This window comes from Segatella copri, from assembly GCF_026015295.1.
GTDB lineage: Bacteria > Bacteroidota > Bacteroidia > Bacteroidales > Bacteroidaceae > Prevotella > Prevotella copri_C.
Map to the genome: position 1 here is coordinate 1,253,143 of NZ_JAPDUW010000001.1, position 15,235 is coordinate 1,268,377.

Sequence of the window (15,235 nt, forward strand, 5' to 3'; positions counted from 1 at the left end):
CTAAAAGTGCTTGATTGCTCTATCCATCTCCCTTCTGTCTTCCTTTTCTTTCAGAGTCTGGCGCTTGTCATACTCCTTCTTTCCCTTACAGAGGGCAATATCCACCTTGGCTCTACCGTGATTATCGATAAAGATGAGGGTTGGAACAATGGTGAAACCAGGCTGCTTGCTGTCCTCTTCAAGACGGCGCAATTCGCGCTTGGTGAGAAGAAGCTTGCGGTCGCGGCGAGCCTCATGATTGCTGAAAGAACCATAAAAATAAGGAGAGATGTTCATTCCCTTGACCCAAAGTTCGCCCTGATAGAAATCGCAATAACAATCTACCAGCGAAGCCTTTCCGCCACGGATTGACTTTATCTCTGTACCCGTAAGCACAATGCCTGCGGTATAAGTATCAACGAAGAAGTACTCGAACGAAGCCTTCTTGTTGCGTATCTGTATCGGACTCTTCTTACGGAGTTCCTGTTCTTGCTTGTTCATATATATATAATAATGTATTATAAGTTTATAGTTTGACAATTTCGCAGAAATTGTCGATATGATCATCGATGTAGAAGGCAACCTTGCTGGTCCACTCTTCTTCGTTCTCAACGAACTCATCGTCAAAATCATCAAACTCAGGAAATTTTTCGTAGAGCGCCATAAACTCCTCATCGGTCAGATCGCGCTCAATCTCCTCATGGTTTGTCTTATACAGGAAATGACTCTTCTTGATGAGTTTGGCGAGTTCTGTCAATCCCCAGTTTTTAAACGCCTTGTCGGTAGGGTTCTTCCAGAGGAAAGCACCGTAACCGTTATGTATGAGCTGAACCATTCCGCCATCCATCATCTCCTCATGCAGGATATCCCAAGCCAGAAGAGTAATCTGGTCGCTGTTGAGCTGCGCCATGGTTTCGGCAGTCAGTTCACCACCAATCGCTTCGCGGATAGCGTCCACGAAAGCCTTTACAAATTCATCCATGCCCGCCTCGGCAGCATGCTGAAGCTTGGCATCGTTTATCTTTACTTCGATCATAATCTACAAAATTGCAATTTTCAGTTTGCAAAGATACATGAAATTGTGCATAAACCCAAGAAAAAATCTAAATATTAGGTTAAAGAGTTAAAAAGAATACCCAATTTTAGGTATTTTCCGGATTTTTTTTGTACTTTTGTGCTCGGAATTGAGGTGATGGCACCGATGTTTCAGCAAAACAATATGAATTAAGTACAGAACTTTATACTTATAATATTCATTAATATAAAATTTAGCGAATATGATCTATTCTAAAGAAGTAGACAACATGTGCGTTGTCGCTAAGGGTCCTAACCACGGACCAGCTCCAATTCCTGAAGAGGGAAAATGGATTCAGGCAAAAGAGATCAAAGACATCTCTGGTTATACTCACGGTGTGGGTTGGTGTGCTCCTCAGCAGGGTGCTTGCAAGCTCTCTTTGAACATCAAGGAAGGCGTTATTCAGGAGGCTCTTGTTGAGACTATCGGTTGTACTGGTATGACTCACTCAGCTGCTATGGCTTCTGAGATTCTCCCAGGCAAGACTATTCTTGAGGCTTTGAACACTGACCTCGTATGCGATGCTATCAATACAGCTATGCGCGAGCTCTTCCTCCAGATTGTTTACGGTCGTAGCCAGAGCGCTTTCTCTGAGGGCGGTCTCGTTATCGGTGCAGGTCTTGAGGACTTGGGTAAGGGTCTTCGTTCACAGACTGGTACTCTCTATGGTACTGTAGCTAAGGGTACACGTTACCTCGAGTTGACAGAGGGTTACATCACAAAGCAGTTCCTCGATAAGGACAGCCAGGTTTGTGGTTATGAGTATGTTCACCTCGGCAAGATGATGGAAGCTATCAAGAACGGTATGGACGCTAACGAGGCTGTCAAGAAGTTCACAGGTAGCTACGGTCGTACAACTGCTGAGCAGGGTGTTGTTAAAGCTATTGATCCACGTAAAGAATAATAAGGAGATACAGATATGATTAGAAAAGTAAGTTACGAAAGTCAGGAACGTCGCGAGAAGCAGGTTCTTGCTGCTCTTAATGCTAACGGTATCAAGAGCTTGGAAGAGGCTAATCAAATCTGCGAGGACGCAGGTGTTGACCCTTATCAGATGTGTGAAGATACTCAGCGTATCTGCTTCGAGAACGCTAAGTGGGCGTATGTAGCTGGTGCTGCTATCGCTATCAAGAAAGGTGTTAAGACTGCTGCTGATGCAGCTGAGGCTATCGGTATCGGTTTGCAGGCTTTCTGCATCCCAGGTTCTGTAGCTGACGACCGTAAGGTTGGTCTTGGTCACGGTAACTTGGCTGCTCGTTTGCTCCGTGAGGAGACTCAGTGCTTCGCTTTCTTGGCTGGTCACGAGTCTTTCGCTGCTGCTGAGGGTGCTATCAAGATTGCTGAGATGGCAAACAAGGTTCGCAAGAACCCATTGCGCGTTATCTTGAACGGTCTTGGTAAGGATGCTGCTCAGATCATCAGCCGCATCAACGGTTTCACATACGTACAGACAAAGTTCGACTACTATACAGGTGAGTTGAAGGTTGTTAACCGCATCGCTTACAGCGATGGTCCACGTGCTAAGGTTAACTGCTATGGCGCTGACGACGTTCGCGAGGGTGTTGCTATCAACTGGAGCGAGGATGTAGATGTATCTATCACTGGTAACTCTACAAACCCTACACGTTTCCAGCACCCAGTAGCTGGTACATACAAGAAGGAGCGTATTGCTGCTGGTAAGCCATACTTCTCAGTAGCTTCTGGTGGTGGTACAGGTCGTACTTTGCACCCAGATAACATGGCTGCTGGTCCTGCTTCTTACGGTATGACTGATACTATGGGTCGTATGCACTCAGACGCTCAGTTCGCAGGTTCTTCTTCAGTTCCTGCTCACGTAGAGATGATGGGCTTCCTCGGTATGGGTAACAACCCTATGGTAGGTGCTACTGTTGCTATTGCCGTAGCTATCGACCTCGCTATCAACAAGAAGTAATTTCTTTGAGATACAAAACATATAAAAGCCTTGAGAATCAGCTGATTCTCAAGGCTTTTTCTTAATTTATCCTACTGGAATAATCTTATATCTTACTGGAATAAAAAATTATCTCTCGGAGATATTTTTTTATCTTTCGGAGATATTCTTCTATCTTTCGGAGAAAATAATTTATCCTACAGTATTTCTATTCTTATCTAACCAGTTTTCTAATTTTCCTAAAACTAAACGATGTACTCATGAGTACAATGATTACGCCAATCAGCCAGTAAAGCCAATCACGATAACTGATCATGAAAACCAGGAACAACACCAGGAGCAGAATCAGAAGCTGAAAGATACAGAATCTGAAACCAAGAGCGGATAAACGATAACCATAAACGGCCCTGCTGAAAATCAAGACGGCAATGGTCTCTATGGCATAAGCCACAGCAATACCCCCTCCTACTCCTCTCAATCCATCTAACTGATAACCAGCTATTTCACAGATTATCAGCAAGATAACACAAAAACTTTCCTGAATGAGAAATAGCCTGGAATCGCCTCTTGACAACGGGAGATATTCTATCGGAAGATAAACGGCCTTGAACAACATGGCAACAGCAGCAAGCTGAGTCATCTGAAGCATCCCCATAAACTGGGCATTGTATAATATCGGAATAATGAGAGGCAGACCTAAAATGATAGCTGCAACGATAGGCCCCAGCAACAGGACATTCATTTCAAGTTGGCGGTTCACACAGAGATTGCGCTCTTTAACAGACTCCTCGTTTTTTCTGGAACCCGAAATGCCGGAGAGACGGGGATAAAAATCCTGATCCATGACCGAGAACACCATTCCCGCATAAACAAAGACAATCGTTATACCGGCATTGAAAAGTCCGACAACTTCCAGATCGCCTTGTTGGTTCAAAAAGGCACGAATCAGAAATTCGCATCCGCTATTCATCAAACCCGAAAGTACAAATGCCCCGCCAAGTCGCAAAAGTGGGAAACCTGCAACTAGCGTCATTTTTCGCATATTTACGCCCCACCCTACAACTCGTCGGGAATATCGAAAATTCAGAGCCCATTGCATAAATGCCAAAATGAACAGAACGGGCAGAATACCTCTCTCACCAAATATCCAATAAACCGGAACCGAAACCAAAAGCAGAAGAATAGCCAGAAGACTTGCCTGCATCGCCAACGCACGCAACTGTCCGGTAGCTTTCAGAATGGCAGTTTCACCTCCAGCCAGAATCGTGAAGAAAATGGTTGGTGCCAGGAGAATGAAATGTAGCGTATGATTGCCCCAGGAAAAAGTAAACCCATTGAGTAACGGACCCAGAAGAACACAGACGATGGCTCCGAAAAATGCAGCAAGCAGACTATAGGTGCGGACAAGAAGAACCGCCCCGGCGATATCAGCCTTTTCGGACTGCGATTCATCTGCAGTATGTTCCTTTTCTGAAATAAATTTAACACCACTTGTAGGAATGCCGAAATTACACGCAGAACTGAGAACAGATATCGTTGAGCTGAAAAGAGACAGCAGTCCCATTCCAGAAGGTCCGAGGAAGAGCGCCGTAAATTTATTGCGCAAAACTCCTACAAGAATTCCCAATCCTTGCACACTGCCAAACAATCCTGTATATTTCAGAATATGCGAATAACTGTTTTCCTTTTTATCACCCATAATCAAAAGAAACAAAAAAAAGGTTGGATTTCCCGAAAGAGAAATTCAACCTTTATACTTTAAAATCTCAAAAGAAGATTCTGTCGAAGATTAAGCCTCAGCTGGAGCCTCCTCTGCAGGAGCTTCCTCAGCAGCCTTAGCCTCTGCCTCAGCAGCAGCTGCAGCAGCCTTCTTATCAGCTACCTTCTTAGCGATTGCTTCGTTCATCTTCTTCTCAGCCTCGAGCTCCTTAGCAGCAGCTTCCTTCTTTGCCTTAGCATCGCCCTCGCGAACAGCAGAAATCTTAGCGTCCTTGCTATTCTTCCAAGCGTCGAAACGCTTCTGAGCCTCAGCATCGTCGAATGCGCCCTTCTTAACGCCACCCTTGAGGTGCTTCATCAAGTAAACGCCCTCGCCCTTGAGGATGTTGCGAACTGTGTCTGTTGGCTGTGCACCAGTCTCTACCCAGTAGAGTGCGCGCTCGAAATTCAAATCTACAGTAGCTGGATTGGTATTAGGGTTGAAAGTACCAATCTTCTCAGTAAATTTACCATCACGTGGTGCTCTAACGTCAGCGATTACGATGCTGTAGAAAGCATAGCTTTTACGACCGCCGCGCTGCAATCTGATTTTTGTTGCCATTTTTAAATCTTAATTTTAATTTAATTTATAATGAGGTTTGAATTTTATGCTGCCATCTCGTGACAGCGGGTGCAAAATTACTACTTTTATTTGAATTGAGCAAACTTTTATCGATATTCAAATGCTTTTTTAGCATTTTTTATCTGATTCGGTCTGCTGCTCTCAAGAGTTTGATGTCATCGTTCACACCTTTCATTGCCATCCATTCGAATATGATTGCTACCAAAGGAAGGCAAGCGGCAAACTGAAACTTCATCGTTCCTTCTGCTTCAGGAACAGGAATCAAGCCCATGAACATCACGATATAATCTACATACCATAAACCTGCAAAAAGCATGGCAAGTGAACAGAGTGATTTCTGAAGCTTCAGATTCTTGTACAAAAAGATGTTTACCAATGCTATGATGGCTGAAACGGCGAGCAGAAGGAACAGAGGAACGCAAGTAGTTGAAATCTGCATTCCTGCCTCCCCTACCACTCCGAGGTTATAAACCATAGTGTCTCCTCCCATCGTCTTAGCTGCGATGCTGGCGATAGGAAGGAAAAGACAGATAGCAATAGCGATGACAGCAAAGAGCAGAAATAATGTCTGTTTACGCTGTATCATATAGCTCTGGAATATTAAATTTCGCTCTCGTGAACCATTGGTGCAGATGTCTTGGTAGGATCGCGCCAATAAATATTATTCTCAATAAACTCTTCTGTAGCGAGCAAAGTTGGCTTTGGCAACTTCTCGTAGTAGCGAGAGATTTCAATCTGTTCGCGGTTCTCAAAAACTTCCTCCAAAGAATCGTTATAAGAAGCAAACTCCTGAAGTTTCTTGCTCAACTCCTGCTTGATTTCGATAGAAATCTGATTAGCGCGCTTTGCAATGATAGCTACGCTCTCGTAGATATTATGGGTATCATCGCAGAGATCCATAATGTTGCGAGTTACTGTGTTTACTGGTGCCTTTGATTTTTTGAAATCCATAATTATAGTACTATTATTATTATATTGTTTTTACCTTATTATATATATGCTTTTTTTAATTGGCATTATTGCCAAGCTGGTCGAGAGCTGACTCCGGATGCTCTTTCTCGTACTGCTTGCACTTCTCGATATACTTCTCGGCAAGTGCACGGTCCTTTGAATCAGGATATTCGTTGATAAAGCCATAACACTCATCCTCAGCATCCTGATAGCGCTCCAGCTGCTTTTTCTCGACACTCATCTTTGCCAGTTCGTATTTACCTTTCATGATGAGCGATGCAAACTCCTCGCGTCGGTTGCTGTAAGGATAATCCTTAAGCGCATTCTGTGCAGTTACGATACAAGCCTCATAATTATTGCCTCCGCTGGTACAGTTGCCGAAATAGGTACCCATATCAAAATAGAGCTTGGCACTCTTATACTCCTTCTCAACCAAGAGGTCCTGAAGAGCAAAAAGGCGGTTTGTAGCCTGCTGCTTGAGTCGGGCATCTGGATAAAGATCCAGGAACTCCTGGAAGGCTGCGATGGCTGTAATCGTGGTACTCTGGTCAAGACGAGGCTCTGGAGCATTCTGATACAGACTCTCTCCAACAAAGTACTTTGCATTTTCAGCAAACTTACCTTTAGGATAAGAAGAGTAATACTTCTTGAAATACTCTGCAGCAGTCTCATAATCCTTCATACCATACTCGGCCATAGCCAGCATGTACAAACATTCCTCACCCTCGGTAGAACCTTTCTTCATCGTTACCAGTTCCTGCAGAAGAGGAATGGCACGGGAATACTTGCCCTGGGCATAGCTCTGCTTGGCGTACTCATACTTATAAGTATAATCGCCTGATTTCAATACCTGGTTATATTCGTGGGCACAGCTCGACAAGAGCAATGCAACACACGATGCAATAAGAGTCAATTTTTTCATAATTCTCATTTTGAACTGCAAAGTTACTCATAATTTACTTATTATCAAAAGAAAAGATACATTTTTTCGTAAAAAATTAATCTTTATAACGATTAATGGCGTTTTTTTTGTAATTTTGCACCTTGAAACAGAACTTTTGAGAAGAAATCAGGAAGAAAATGGATTTTAAGATTACATCAAAATATAAGCCGACTGGCGACCAGCCGCAAGCCATCAGGCAACTCACAGAGGGGGTGCTTGAAGGAGACCCTGCACAGGTGTTGTTGGGTGTAACCGGCTCGGGTAAAACCTTTACGGTGGCAAACGTGATTGCCAACGTGGGGAAGCCTACGCTCATCTTGAGCCACAACAAGACTCTTGCCGCCCAACTGTATCAGGAGATGAAGGGTTTCTTCCCTGAGAACGCTGTAGAATATTATGTTTCATACTACGACTATTATCAGCCGGAAGCTTATCTGCCTACAACAGATACATATATAGAAAAAGACCTCGCCATCAATGATGAAATAGACAAGTTGCGACTCGGTGCTGTTTCTGCCCTTCTCTCGGGCAGAAAGGATGTCATCGTTGTCTCATCCGTATCGTGCATCTATGGTATGGGCGGACCTATGGCGATGCAGGAGAACATCATCAAGATTCATCGCGGGCAGCGACTCGACAGAAATGAATTTCTGAGGAAACTCGTTGAAGCACTTTACGTTAGAAATGATATAGAACTGCAACGTGGCAACTTTAGAGTGAAAGGCGAAACGGTTGATATCTTTATGGCTTACAGCGATCATGTTTTGCGAGTAACATGGTGGGACGATGAGATTGACAGTATCGAAGAAGTGGATTCGCTCACTTATCACCGCCTTGCCTCGTTCGAAGATTACGAGATTTATCCTGCCAACCTTTTCGTAACAACAAAAGAACAGCAGGAAAGTGCCATTCGCAGAATTCAGGACGACCTGGTTAAACAGGTAGAATTCTTCAAGAGTATTGGAGATGGAATCAAGGCACAGCGCATCAAGGAACGTGTAGAATATGATATGGAAATGATCAAGGAATTAGGCCACTGTTCGGGCATCGAGAACTATTCCCGCTATTTTGATGGCAGACACGAAGGCGAACGCCCGTATTGCCTGCTCGATTTCTTCCCTAAAGATTTCCTGCTTGTGGTTGACGAGAGCCATGTGAGCATCCCACAGATTGGCGCCATGTATGGAGGCGACCGGGCACGAAAGAAGAACCTGGTAGAATATGGTTTCCGTTTGCCCGCAGCCTTCGATAACCGTCCGCTGAAATTCGAGGAATTTCACGATCTCATTCCGCAGGCCATCTATGTAAGCGCAACTCCGGCAGACTATGAATTGAGAGAAGCCGAAGGCGTGGTTGTAGAACAGCTGATTCGTCCTACAGGACTCCTGGACCCGGAAATCGAAGTCCGTCCAAGTGAGAATCAGATAGATGATCTTCTGGACGAAATATTAACAAGAACACACCGCAACGAGCGAGTTCTGATTACGACTCTTACAAAGCGCATGGCAGAAGAACTCACCGAGTTCCTGCTCAACCACAACGTAAAGGCTGCCTATATCCACAGTGATGTGGCAACCTTAGACCGAGTAAAGATCATGAACGATCTCCGTGCAGGAGTATACGATGTACTGGTGGGTGTCAACCTGTTACGAGAAGGACTCGACTTGCCGGAAGTTTCGCTCGTAGCTATTCTCGATGCAGACAAGGAAGGCTTCCTTCGCAGTCACCGTTCTCTGACCCAGACGGCAGGCCGTGCAGCCCGAAATGTGAACGGCAAAGTAATCATGTATGCAGACAACATCACAGACAGCATGCAGAAAACGATAGATGAAACAGCCCGCCGCCGAAGCATCCAGTTGAAATACAATGCAGACCATGGCATTACACCAAAACAGATTGTGAAGGCAATAACCTCAGCTCTGCCTACTAGCAAGGAAGAAGGAGCAAAGATTGTTCCGATGGGAGCCGAGGGTTCCAAGCCTCGCGTTTACGTGGAACCGGAAAGTGCAGCCTTCGTTGCCGACCCTATTGTTCGCAGTATGAGCAAGGAAGAATTGGAGAAGAGCATTGCCAATACTACGGCATTGATGAAGCAAGCTGCCAAAGACCTCGACTTCATGCAAGCTGCCCAATATCGCGATGAAATCATCCGATTGCAGAAGGAATTGGAAGAAAAGGGATAAATTCAAAAGAAATAACCATCAAAAAGAGGGTGTATCATAAATTAATGATTCACCCTCTTTTTGTTGGAATATTACTGATATGTTGTTGGAATATTACTGATATGTTGTTGAAATATTACTGATATGTTATCCTGCTTACAACACACCCTCTTTTTATTTACCCAGCAGTTATTCATCTGTCTGTCAGCTATCTGCTATTCAAACGACAGCTTTTTCAGACGGGAACGTAACTGCTCAGCCTCGCTCTTTCTGATAGAGAGTTTGATGCTGCAAGTATTATCGAAAGTCTGATCCAAGATACGCGGATTCATATCTTTGACAATCCTCATCACATCATTCATCATCGGATAAGTAAAATCATAGGTTACTATTTCCTCTATCTGTTGCGTAACCTCCTCACAATGAGCCAAAGCATCAATGGCAGCTTCACGATAAGCAACAATGAGTCCGCTGGTTCCCAATTTCACTCCTCCGAAATATCGGATGACGACAATTAAAATATCCGTCAATTCTGATTTCGTGATTTGGCCGAGGATTGGTTTTCCTGCCGTAGAAGAAGGTTCGCCATCATCATTGGCACGGAACTCTGTCCGTTCTGGACCTAGCATATATGCATAACAACAATGTCGGGCATCGTAATATTTCTTACGGTACCCGGCAACAATTTCCTTCACCTCGTCAACAGTTGTAACATGGTGAGCAAAGGCGAGAAACTTACTCCTTTTCTCGGTGTAATATCCCTCGCCTATCGTATCTGATATAGTCTTAAATTCGTCTATCATTAATCCAACTTGTGAATAATCAACCCGCTGCGCAACTTAGGTTCAAACCATGTTGCCTTAGGTGGCATAATCTTACCACTGTCAGCGATGTCCATAATCTGCTGCATAGTAACCGGATGCAAAGCAAGTGCCATCTTCATCTCGCCGCTATCCACACGACGTTTCAACTCACCGAGACCGCGAAGACCGCCCACAAAATCGATGCGCTTATCAGAACGTAAATCCTTGATACCCAGAATTTCATCAAGAATCAGGCGAGATGAAATATCCACATCGAGCACGCCGATTGGATCAGCATCATCATAGGTACCCGGCTTGGCAAACAAACCGTACCATTTACCATCCAGATAGAGGAGGAAAGAATGGAGAGCAGCTGGTTTCAGAATATCCAAGCCAAACTGGCTGATAGCATCATCAATAGCCATCTTTTCATAGCAAGGTATGCCCTCTTCATCACCAGATACATTCACATTGATTGCATCAATATCTATCACCTCGAAATTCTTTGTCAAAGCATCGAGGAACTGATCAGAAGTCAGACCATTCAAATCCTTCACAACTCGGTTATAATCGAGAATGGTAAGCTGACTTGCCTGGAAACAAACTGCCATAAAGTAGTTATATTCCTCCTTACCTGTATGATTAGGATTCTGCTTAGCTTTTTCTGCACCTACCAGAGCTGCTGCTGCACTACGGTGATGACCGTCAGCAATATAAAGGCTAGGCATCTTGGCAAATTCCGCTGTAATTGTGGCAATATCCTGATCATCGCTTACAACCCAGAACTGATGACGGAAACCATCTATTGGAGCAATGAAATCATACTCCGGCGTTGTTGCTGCATAACGCATCAGAAGTTCGTTAAGCACCTCATTATCAGGATAAGCGAAGAATACTGGTTCGATATTGGCATTGCATACACGCACATGCTTCATACGGTCTTCTTCCTTATCGCGGCGTGTCAGTTCATGTTTCTTGATGACACCCGTCATATAGTCGTTTACATACGCACCTACAACAAGACCATACTGAGTCTTGCCATTCATAGTCTGTGCATAGATATAATACTGTTCCTTATCATCCTGTTTCAACCAGCCATTCTCCTGGAACTTTCTGAAGTTCTCTGCAGCGCTTTCATACACTCGTGGATCGTACTCAGAAGTTCCTGGTTCGAAATTGATTTCAGGTTTAATAATATGATAAAGGCTCTTCTCGTTATCGCCTGCCTCGGCACGTGCTTCCTCAGAATTGAGAACATCGTAAGGACGAGACTCAACTTGCTCAACTAAATCTTTTGGGGGACGAATACCCTTAAATGGTTTAACTATAGCCATAATGTTTATTGATTTTAATGAATAAAAGCCCACAAAGGGCAAGTCTATCATGAAGTCTGTAAAGATAAAAAGCCCATAAAGGGCACTAGCTAAAGCACCCTCTATGAGCTTTTTTATATCCTAATTTTTATTTATTTACTTGATATTTTGTGCAACCATCAGCAAAGAACGCATTAATCTGCTTAGCTGCAGCAATACCGGCATTGATATTTGCTTCTGCAGTCTGTGCACCCATCTTCTTAGGAGTTGAGAAGTAGCGACCCTCGAACTTGGCAAAGTCTGCATCAGCATCAGGCTTGATATCAGTGATGAACTTCAAGTCCTCACGCTCAGCAAGAAGTTTCAGGAGCTCAGGCTCATTGATAACCTCCTTACGCGCTGTATTGATGAGGATGCCACCCTTAGGCAACTGGTTTACGGTCTTGTAGTCGATGCTCTTGATAGTCTCTGGAGTAGCAGGGACATGAAGAGAAACGATGTCACAAGTCTGGAACAACTCATCCTGTGACTTTACAGCATGAACACCGGCAGCCTCGATAACATCAGCTGGGCAGAATGCATCGTAAGCAGCTACTTCCATGCCAAATCCCTTGGCGATGCGAGCCACATTTCGACCAACATTACCGAAAGCAAGAATACCCAGTTTCTTACCCTTCAACTCGCTGCCAGCCTTGCCGTTGTAGAAATTACGAACGGTGAAAACCAGCAGACCGAATACCAACTCAGCTACTGCGTTAGAGTTCTGACCAGGAGTATTCTCAGCCACTACATTATGAGCAGTAGCAGCAGCAAGGTCAATGTTATCATAACCCGCACCGGCACGAACGATAATCTTCAGGTTCTTTGCTGCATCGAGCACCTCGGCATCAGCCTTGTCAGAGCGGATAATCATCGCGTCCACATCCATCACTGCATCGAGAAGCTGAGCTTTCTCTGTATATTTTTCGAGCAGCACCAATTCGTTGCCTGCTCCCTCTATTTCTTTCTTAATGCCTTCCACAGCAGCCGCTGCGAATGGCTTTTCTGTTGCAACTAATACTTTCATACAAATTCAAAAATTAATGTTGTGCTTCAAAATCCTGCATGGCCTTGACGAGTGCCTGAACACCCTCCATGGTCTGTGCATTGTAGCAGCTGGCACGGAAACCACCCACTGAGCGGTGACCCTTGATACCTACCATGCCACGCTCTGTAGCGAAGTCGAGGAATGGCTTCTCCAACTCCTTGTACTCATCGTTCATCACGAAGCAGATGTTCATCAATGAGCGTGAAGACTCTTCCACTGTACCCTTGAAGAGTTTGTTGCGGTCGATTTCAGCATAAAGAACTTCTGCACGTTCGTGAGCTCGCTTATCAGCAGCCTCAACACCACCATTAGCCTTCAACCAGCGGAGATTCTCCATCAAGGTATAGATAGGAACAACAGGAGGAGTATTGAACATACTGCCCTTCTCAACGTGAGTACGATAATCGAGCATTGTAGGAAGCTCGCGAGGAGCCTTGCCAAGCATATCATCCTTAACGATGATAACGGTAACACCTGCCATAGAAAGATTCTTCTGAGCACCTGCATAGATGGCAGTATACTTAGAAACATCTACTGGACGGCTCATGATATCTGAAGACATATCAGAAATCAATGGTACGTTTACATCTGGATCTACACGGAGTTCAGTACCATATATAGTATTGTTGCTTGTCAAATGCAAGTAATCACAATCGGCTGGTACAGTGTTAGGAACCTGTGGATAGAAAGTGAAATTGGCGTCGGACGATGATGCGATCTCCACGACCTCACCAAAATGCTTTGCCTCTTTCATTGCCTTCTTAGCCCAAGTGCCAGAATTAATGTAGGCAGCCTTCTTGATGAGGAAGTTTGCTGGAATCTGCATAAACTGCAATGACGCACCACCACCAAGGAAGATTACGGAATAACCCTCAGGAATGTCAAGAAGCTCCTTGAATAAGGAGACTGCCTCATCAACTACTGGCTGGAAATCCTTAGCACGGTGGCTGATTTCCATCAATGAAAGACCTGAACCATTAAAATCCAAAATCTGCTTTGCTGTGTTCTCAATCACTTCGCGTGGAAGCATTGATGGACCTGCGTTAAAATTGTACTTCTTCATCTTTGTATAATTATTTAAGTTTTATACGATATAATCCTGTTAGCAGGAAAAATTAGTGCACAATACACCCATATAGGATACATAGTAAACCTTTGGATTGTATTTACGACTGCGAAATTACACTTTTTATTTGAAACTACCAAACTTTTCTGCACATTTTTAGCGTTTTGCGCAGATTTCTTTCATTTTGTTAGTCATTTTAGTATAATAACTGCATATTTATGTCTATTTTTACATTTATTATACATTAGCAAGCAACAGAGAAAAGATAGCAGCAGTTTGTCAACTACCTTACCTCTTCCACTATCGTTTTGACACCTTTTATCTTTTCGCCCTTTACATTATTCAGTACGCTGCGCAACTTCGTTCGGGAAATGGCAGCATAAGCATAACGGTCATTAACATCAATCTTACCGATTTCAGCCGACTGCAGCCCACCCTTCTTGCAAAGGAAGCCTAAGATGTCACCCTTGCTGATTTTATCCTTTTTGCCTTTACCTATATATATAGTAGCCATCTTAGGTTTGGCTGGCGCAGGAAGCTGATCAGCAGCAGGCATCTCGTAATCCACAATTTCAGCATCCACATATTCCGGAATATGCTCTTCAGGACCTAACAGGAAGAAAGCCCTGCCCTGGGCTTCCCATCTTGCCGTACGTCCTACACGATGGATATAACCATCTTCGCTCTCCGGCATGTGATAATGGATGATATTATCTATATCTGGAATATCAAGTCCGCGCGAAGCCAGATCCGTACTCACCAGGATATTGGCACTACCGTTGCTGAAACGATAGAGAGAAGCCTCGCGTTCCTTCTGTTCCAATCCACCATGGAAGAAAGAGGTTGAAAATCCCTGCTCCACCAGATATTTATTGGTGCGCTCTACACTGTCGCGATAATTGAGGAATACAATGGTACTCTGATCGCCTAAACTGCGTAGCAAAAGTGACAGACTCTCCAGTTTATCCTTTACCGGACTATCCACCTTATATATATGTACACGGTCAGGAACCTGATCTTCATCCACACGGTAATCTATCTTTTCTACCCTACCCATGTGTACGAAATGAGGAATCTCCTCCGCCTCGGTAGCAGAAAGCAGGAAATGTCGACGCAAGCCAGGCAAAGACTTGATCAGTCGGCTCATTTCGTCCTGGAAACCCATCTCCAGACACTTGTCAAACTCATCAATAATCAGGTATTTGATGTGATATGGAGAAAGATTTCCCTTATCCAGATGATCATTGAGACGGCCTGGAGTTCCAAATACAATCTGAGGACGAACCTGTTTCATCACGCGATGCTCATCCATCGTAGCACGACCACCATAGCAAGCCATCGCACGCAAACCGCTGCCCATATTCTTCAATACGTTAGCCGACTGCAAAGCGAGTTCCCGACCAGGAGTTACCACCACCGCCTGTGCCTCGTCATCAGTAGCATCTATAAGTTGGGTAAGAGGCAGAAGATAAGCCAGTGTCTTGCCACTACCTGTTGGCGAAAGTATCACCACATCCTTGTTCCCGTGCAAGATTGCCTGCATGGAATTCTGCTGCATATCATTGAGCTCAATGCCCAGTTTATCTAAAATTCTGTCTATCAT

General features: G+C 44.3%; 15 protein-coding genes. 3 read left to right on the forward strand and 12 right to left on the reverse strand.

Annotated elements, in window-relative coordinates; all coding sequences use genetic code 11:
• Both smpB and ONT18_RS05420 read right to left on the reverse strand, forming a co-directional pair.
• Nucleotides 1-480, reverse strand: a complete 480-nt coding sequence (smpB, locus tag ONT18_RS05415) for an SsrA-binding protein SmpB (protein WP_006849038.1) — start codon at nt 478-480, stop codon at nt 1-3.
• A 25-nt stretch (nt 481-505) separates the two neighbouring features.
• Nucleotides 506-1,015: a DMP19 family protein gene (locus tag ONT18_RS05420; RefSeq protein WP_022121815.1), complete on the reverse strand. Its 510-nt coding sequence runs from the start codon at nt 1,013-1,015 to the stop codon at nt 506-508.
• A 241-nt stretch (nt 1,016-1,256) separates the two neighbouring features.
• Between ONT18_RS05420 and ONT18_RS05425 the strand changes: the two genes are divergently transcribed.
• Together ONT18_RS05425 and ONT18_RS05430 are read left to right on the forward strand one after the other, a co-directional pair.
• Entirely contained in the window at nt 1,257-1,958 is a 702-nt protein-coding gene (locus tag ONT18_RS05425; protein ID WP_006849036.1) for an iron-sulfur cluster assembly scaffold protein, read from the forward strand.
• 15 nt (nt 1,959-1,973) lie between these two features.
• Nucleotides 1,974-2,987, forward strand: a complete 1,014-nt coding sequence (locus ONT18_RS05430) for a GGGtGRT protein (RefSeq protein ID WP_022121816.1) — start codon at nt 1,974-1,976, stop codon at nt 2,985-2,987.
• 193 nt (nt 2,988-3,180) lie between these two features.
• On the opposite strand, the gene ONT18_RS05435 is transcribed toward ONT18_RS05430, so the two are convergent.
• From ONT18_RS05435 to ONT18_RS05455, 5 genes are all read right to left on the reverse strand, one after another.
• A complete protein-coding gene (locus ONT18_RS05435) occupies nt 3,181-4,665 on the reverse strand; it encodes a hypothetical protein (protein WP_264904436.1) in 1,485 nt (494 codons plus the stop codon).
• Nucleotides 4,666-4,755: 90 nt separating this feature from the next.
• The gene (locus ONT18_RS05440; protein ID WP_022121818.1) at nt 4,756-5,286 is read right to left on the reverse strand and encodes a 30S ribosomal protein S16; all 531 of its coding nucleotides are present in this window, start codon (nt 5,284-5,286) and stop codon (nt 4,756-4,758) included.
• A gap of 139 nt (nt 5,287-5,425) precedes the next feature.
• Nucleotides 5,426-5,893, reverse strand: a complete 468-nt coding sequence (locus tag ONT18_RS05445; protein ID WP_006849032.1) for a DUF4293 domain-containing protein — start codon at nt 5,891-5,893, stop codon at nt 5,426-5,428.
• Between the two features lie 14 nt (nt 5,894-5,907).
• Nucleotides 5,908-6,258 carry a DNA-directed RNA polymerase subunit omega gene (locus tag ONT18_RS05450; RefSeq protein ID WP_006849031.1) on the reverse strand — a complete coding sequence of 117 codons (351 nt, stop codon included), beginning with the start codon at nt 6,256-6,258 and terminating at the stop codon, nt 5,908-5,910.
• A gap of 55 nt (nt 6,259-6,313) precedes the next feature.
• A complete protein-coding gene (locus ONT18_RS05455) occupies nt 6,314-7,180 on the reverse strand; it encodes an outer membrane protein assembly factor BamD (RefSeq protein WP_118253384.1) in 867 nt (288 codons plus the stop codon).
• Nucleotides 7,181-7,338: 158 nt separating this feature from the next.
• On the opposite strand from ONT18_RS05455, the gene uvrB reads away from it, so the two are divergent.
• Complete coding sequence (gene uvrB, locus ONT18_RS05460) at nt 7,339-9,384, forward strand: excinuclease ABC subunit UvrB (RefSeq protein WP_264904437.1); 2,046 nt, start codon at nt 7,339-7,341, stop codon at nt 9,382-9,384.
• A 194-nt stretch (nt 9,385-9,578) separates the two neighbouring features.
• On the opposite strand, the gene ONT18_RS05465 is transcribed toward uvrB, so the two are convergent.
• The 5 genes from ONT18_RS05465 to ONT18_RS05485 all read right to left on the reverse strand — a co-directional run bounded on the left by ONT18_RS05465 (nt 9,579) and on the right by ONT18_RS05485 (nt 15,235).
• Nucleotides 9,579-10,166: an IMPACT family protein gene (locus tag ONT18_RS05465; RefSeq protein WP_006849028.1), complete on the reverse strand. Its 588-nt coding sequence runs from the start codon at nt 10,164-10,166 to the stop codon at nt 9,579-9,581.
• Nucleotides 10,166-11,500 (reverse strand): DUF1015 domain-containing protein, encoded by a 1,335-nt coding sequence (locus ONT18_RS05470; protein ID WP_118200442.1) that lies wholly within the window; start codon nt 11,498-11,500, stop codon nt 10,166-10,168. The genes ONT18_RS05465 and ONT18_RS05470 overlap by 1 nt, the downstream gene beginning before the upstream one ends.
• A 127-nt stretch (nt 11,501-11,627) precedes the next feature.
• Nucleotides 11,628-12,545, reverse strand: coding sequence for an NAD(P)-dependent oxidoreductase (locus tag ONT18_RS05475; RefSeq protein WP_264904438.1), 918 nt, complete (start codon nt 12,543-12,545; stop codon nt 11,628-11,630).
• A gap of 13 nt (nt 12,546-12,558) precedes the next feature.
• Nucleotides 12,559-13,629, reverse strand: coding sequence for a 3-phosphoserine/phosphohydroxythreonine transaminase (gene serC / locus ONT18_RS05480; RefSeq protein WP_264904439.1), 1,071 nt, complete (start codon nt 13,627-13,629; stop codon nt 12,559-12,561).
• Nucleotides 13,630-13,915: 286 nt separating this feature from the next.
• Nucleotides 13,916-15,235: a DEAD/DEAH box helicase gene (locus ONT18_RS05485; protein WP_264904440.1), complete on the reverse strand. Its 1,320-nt coding sequence runs from the start codon at nt 15,233-15,235 to the stop codon at nt 13,916-13,918.